A 1,155-nucleotide genomic window follows, 5' to 3' on the forward strand; every position below is an offset into this window, starting at 1 on the left:
TGTCAAATGTTAGTAGAACCTGGAGAAACCGTAGTCTTGTTACCCGCCACGACTCGCTACGAAATTCCAGGGGGAGTGACTGAAACCAGTACCGAGAGACGGGTGATTTTCAGTCCAGAAATTCCTGGCCCTCGGATTGGGGAAGCCCGTCCGGAGTGGGAAGTGTTTATGGAACTAGCAAGGCGAGTGCGTCCGGATTTGGCAGATAAATTACACTTTGATAGCACAGCCGCGATTCGGGCAGAAATTGCCCAGTTTATCCCCCAGTATGCTGGTATCCAACATCTTAAGGAAGCAGGTGATCATTTCCAGTATGGCGGTTCCCATCTTTGCTTTGGCTGGAATTTCCCCACACCGGATGGTTTAGCCCATTTTTCCCCCTTATCTCCACCCAAGTTAGAACTGCCAGACGGTCATTTCCTAGTAGCCACCAGGCGAGGTAAGCAATTTAACAGCATAGTGCAAGAACAGAAAGATGCCATTACTGGGGCAAAGCGAAAGGCCGTGCTGATGAGTCGGGTGGATGCTAAAAAACTGGGATTAAACCATGGTGATGCCGTAATTCTGAAGAATCAACAGGGTCAATTCCAAGGACACATCCATATCGCACCGATTACACCAGGAAATTTACAGGTACATTGGCCTGAGGGAAATGTGCTATTGGATAAAGGCAAGCGATCGCCTGAAGTAGATATTCCAGACTACAATGCTTTGGTTCAACTGGATAAGATTTAAGGAGATAGTATCGAGGTAAGCATACAGCCGTCAGCTGTCAGCCGTCAGCTGAATGCTTAGTAATTAGTAATTGGTAAGTTAAAAGTTATCAACTTACAACTTACAAGTTATCAAGTTTCACGTTACAAGTTTGAATAGGGATCCGTGTAGGAATTGTGATAATTGTTGTTCCCTACTCCCTACTCCCTACTCCCTACTCCCTACTCCCTGTGCTATATAAGTAGTCAACCGGACATGATATTAGTCAGCAACATATCGCCATCCTTGAGGTTCATATTCCCGTTGAATTCGCACCATCCAGCTACCATAGGGAAGCTCTATGGCCTTATGCTCTTCGTGAGTTAAGGTTGCTGTTTCTGAAACAACTTGTAGATAAAGGATGCCATTTTTTTCGTATAACTGAGCAACACCATCACTGAT

The 1,155-nt window shown here is 45.5% G+C and carries 2 protein-coding genes; one reads left to right on the forward strand and one right to left on the reverse strand.

Going from position 1 to position 1,155, the window contains the following annotated elements:
- Positions 1 to 735, forward strand: a 735-nt coding sequence (locus F6K20_RS39365) for a molybdopterin dinucleotide binding domain-containing protein (protein ID WP_287298581.1), incomplete at its 5' end; no start/stop codon positions are given.
- A 240-nt stretch (positions 736 to 975) separates the two neighbouring features.
- Here the strand turns inward: F6K20_RS39365 and F6K20_RS39370 are convergent.
- Positions 976 to 1,155, reverse strand: a 180-nt coding sequence (locus F6K20_RS39370; RefSeq protein ID WP_502708942.1) for a DUF8820 family protein, incomplete at its 5' end; no start/stop codon positions are given.

It is taken from the genome of Moorena sp. SIO2C4, from assembly GCF_010672485.1.
Classification (GTDB): Bacteria; Cyanobacteriota; Cyanobacteriia; order Cyanobacteriales; family Coleofasciculaceae; genus Moorena; species Moorena producens.